Genomic DNA, 2,593 nt, shown 5'->3' with positions numbered 1-2,593 from the left:
GTAAGCGCGATTTTCCCCGCACGTTGACGCCTGCGCTTTTGACGGATGGCCTTCGTATCGGGGGCGGCGTCTGGCCTGTTCAGGCAGCGGCGGTTTCGGCGAAGTTGAAGGGCAGCAGGTCGGTGATATCGGCGTCGCCCGCGCGCTGAGGCAATTCGGTGAGGACGTGGCGCAACCAGGCTAACGGCTCGACGCGTGAGGCGCGGCAGGTCAGCATCAGGCTGTAGACGACGGCGCTGGCCCTGGCGCCCTCGACGGTGTCGCTGAACAGCCAGCTCTTTCTGCCAGTGGCAAAGATTCTGATATCACGCTCCAGGAGATTGTTGTCGATCGGCATCCTGCCGTCCTCGGCGTAGCGCGTCAGATATTCCCATTGGTTTCGGGTGTAGGATATGGCGTCGCCAAGCTTGCTGTCCGGCAAGACCTTCGGGGCGATTTGATCGAGCCATTCCTTGAGGGCGTTCAGGACGGGAATGCTGTGTTGCTGGCGGAAGCGGCGAATGCATTGATCTGGCGTTTCGCCTCTGTCTGGTTTTTCGTCCCGCGCCTGCCTTTCAACCCGGTAAAGCTGTTCGAAGAACCGCAGCGCCTGCTCGGGCGGACCGCCGCCTTTCTTCCTCGCCTTGAGGGCATCGACAAAGCGTCGCCTGGAGTGGGCCATGCATCCAATGTGGGTTGCCCCTTCCAGCGTGCGCCAGGCGGTATAGCCGTCACTCATCACGATGCCACGGTAATCGCCGAGAAAGGCCTGCGGGTGGATTTGGCCACGGCCTGGCTGATAATCGAGAAGCACGATGGGCTGGTCGCTGTTCTCGCCGCTGCGATAGGCCCACATATACGATGTGCTGGTGGCCTCTCTGTCCTTTTCCTTGAGGACCTGAACCGTCGTCTCGTCGCCATGGATGAGGGGCTGCGATCTGAGCCGCAGCTTCAGGGCGTCATAGATGCGGGAGAGATGCTTCTCGCTTGAGCCGATCACCCAGTGGCCCAGAGCGCCACGGCTGACAGCAACACCGGCGCGTTCGAAGGCCTGCGCCAGGCGGTAGAGCGGCGTGCCATCGACATATTTATGAACCAGCGCGAACGCCAGCGTTGAGGCCGTGGCAACGCTGCCCGGCAGCGGCTGCGTCGGCATCGGCGCGGTCACGACAGGGGCGTTGATCCCGGTGCGATCGCAATGGCGGCACGCATATTTGAAGCGTACGTTCTGTAAAACCTTCGCCTTCACCTCGATATGAAGTTGCTCGGTGACAGCCTCGCCCATGCGATGCATCTGGCCACGGCAGCAAGGACACGCCTTCTGATCGTCGGGCAGGTCATACTCGACGCGCTCACGCGGCAGGTTCGCTGGCAGCGGCCTGCGGCCGCGCTTCTTTCCCGTTGTGTTTTCGACGGGTGGCAAGCCCGTGTCCGGAAGTTCGGCGATATTGTTCTTTTCACTGCCGGCGTCATCCTCATCGGCGGCCTGCTCGGCTTCATTGAAGAGACGATCGACGTGCTTTTCGCTGCGTGGCGCAAAACGATGCAGGCGTGCCAGCGCCAGTTCTTCCTCGAGTTTGACGACGCGGTCGGCGAGTTGATGGTTCTCCGCCTGCAGCGCGGCAATGCGCGCCAACAGCACTTCAACACTCGGATCGCCGGTTCGATTCATCGGATTCTTGAATCTGAACCGTACCGACGCGTCAACCGCTCAACTCGAGAGCTCAGCCGGCAACCTGATATTGCCGCACCGGATGGCGGACCATCGCGTCGATATCGATGCCGTCAAGGATCCAGTGCAATTGCTCGGTCGTCAGCGTGACGACCGCCTCCTGGCGGCGCGGCCATCGGAACTTGTCTTCGGTCAGCCGCTTCAGGACCAGCACAAAGCCGGACCGGTCGAAGAACAGCAACTTCATCCGGTCGCAACGGCGATTGCAGAACGCAAAAACCGCCGGAACAAACGGATCTAGCGCCATCGTCTCCTGGACCAGGACCGCAAGGCTGTTGATGCCAGCCCGGAAGTCGATCGGCTCACGGTGCAGATAGACTTGCAGATCACCGCCCAGTCTGAACATGGCTCAGTGCTCCGATGATCGCCGTCAATGCATCTACATCGCCGCATTCCAGCGCGAGCTTCACGCCATTCGGCAGGGACGCGCTCACTTTGGCCGGAGAGCAAAAAGCTGCAGTCCTTTTGGATTCCGAATCACGCACTTCATCGCAAGTCGCCGGCAAATCCACCGTCGCCACGCTGCTCTGCCGCGACAGCGCCCGATCGGCAGTCCTCTCAAGCTGAACCGGGATGAACGCCGGTGGTGAAGACGGCGGCAGCGACCTGGTCGCCGTCCACTTCTTGATCCACTTCCGAACAAGGTTCGCATTGACCCCATGTTCGAGCGCAAGCCTCGATACCGAAACCCCAGGTTCAAGGCAGGCCGCGACAAGACGGTCCTTCGACGTGGGGTCGTATCGCCGGCGCCCATTCCGGCCAACAAGCCTGACCCGCAGTTTCTGATCATCGTCTGCCATCACAAGGTGTCCACCTAATTTGGTGGACACCTCATGCATCACAGCACTCAACCGCAAAAGGTGCGGGGAAATTCGCGCTTAC

The 2,593-nt window shown here is 61.0% G+C and carries 3 protein-coding genes; all 3 read right to left on the bottom strand.

Going from position 1 to position 2,593, the window contains the following annotated elements:
• Positions 1 to 79: 79 nt before the first annotated feature.
• The 3 genes from tnpC to tnpA are packed head-to-tail and all read right to left on the bottom strand — an operon-like array spanning position 80 to position 2,511.
• Positions 80 to 1,651 carry an IS66 family transposase gene (gene tnpC, locus QCM77_RS45630; protein WP_280097104.1) on the bottom strand — a complete coding sequence of 524 codons (1,572 nt, stop codon included), beginning with the start codon at positions 1,649 to 1,651 and terminating at the stop codon, positions 80 to 82.
• Between the two features lie 52 nt (positions 1,652 to 1,703).
• Positions 1,704 to 2,057: an IS66 family insertion sequence element accessory protein TnpB gene (tnpB, locus tag QCM77_RS45625; RefSeq protein WP_280097103.1), complete on the bottom strand. Its 354-nt coding sequence runs from the start codon at positions 2,055 to 2,057 to the stop codon at positions 1,704 to 1,706.
• Positions 2,038 to 2,511 (bottom strand): IS66-like element accessory protein TnpA, encoded by a 474-nt coding sequence (tnpA, locus tag QCM77_RS45620; RefSeq protein ID WP_280097102.1) that lies wholly within the window; start codon positions 2,509 to 2,511, stop codon positions 2,038 to 2,040. Before tnpA ends, tnpB begins: the two co-directional genes overlap by 20 nt.
• Positions 2,512 to 2,593: the final 82 nt, after the last annotated feature.

It is taken from the genome of Bradyrhizobium nivariense, assembly GCF_029846695.2.
GTDB lineage: Bacteria > Pseudomonadota > Alphaproteobacteria > Rhizobiales > Xanthobacteraceae > Bradyrhizobium.
The sequence above is the reverse complement of the archived record's forward strand: the minus strand, read 5'-3'. Positions and strand labels throughout refer to the sequence as shown.